This is a genomic window from Sphingomonas sp. CCH9-F2, from assembly GCF_001556735.1.
In the GTDB taxonomy this organism is placed as follows: Bacteria; Pseudomonadota; Alphaproteobacteria; order Sphingomonadales; family Sphingomonadaceae; genus Sphingomonas; species Sphingomonas ginsenosidimutans.
The window spans coordinates 1-667 of record NZ_LSJO01000444.1; the positions used below are offsets into that span (position 1 = coordinate 1).

The 667-nt window shown below is 64.5% G+C and carries 1 tRNA gene and 1 pseudogene; both read right to left on the reverse strand.

The features are described from left to right. A pseudogene (locus AX685_RS12325) lies at nt 1–327 on the reverse strand (hypothetical protein); the annotation flags it as partial. Between the two features lie 92 nt (nt 328–419). Beyond that, nucleotides 420–494: transfer RNA gene (locus AX685_RS12330), tRNA-Gln, on the reverse strand. Nucleotides 495–667: the final 173 nt, after the last annotated feature.

A 667-nucleotide genomic window follows, 5' to 3' on the forward strand; every position in this document is an offset into this window, starting at 1 on the left:
GAGGTCATCAATGCCGAAAAGCTCTTGCGCCGCGGAGGTCGTCCACACATGGACCCGCTCGAGATGATCCCGCATCCCCTCCATCGCCTCGCGGAAGATTCCGGCCTTCTGGACGGTCGTCAGACTTGCGGCTCGGCCGTCCTGGCCCAAGGTCATCTTCAGCGTCTCGCTCTTCGCCGTCATCGCGCACCCCATGCTGCGCGCCACCGCCTGGGCGGTCGTTCGGAGGCTGAGGCGTAGGGTAAAAGGCTTACCATCCTGAAAACGGACGGTACGGCGCCAGTAATAGACGGCGCCTCGGCGCTCGACGTTCTGGATAGCAGGCACGGCATCTCCACATGGAGCCGTCACACCCACCGACCCAATCCAGTGGCTACGACCGATTTCCTGCTGCTAAAACAATGACTTAGATGGCAATATGGCTGGGGCGGCAGGATTCGAACCTGCGTATGACGGTACCAAAAACCGTTGCCTTACCGCTTGGCGACGCCCCAACGAGCCGCGGGCCTTATCGCGGCGCGCGGGAAAGCTCAACCGATACGTCGCAGCCAGCCGTGCGGGTCGGGCGCGCGGCCGCGCTGGATGGCGGTGAGGCGGTCGAGGAAGCGGGCAGTCAACTGGCCGGTGGCGCCGCTGCCGATCGCGAAGTCGTAATCCGGGCCGGCGA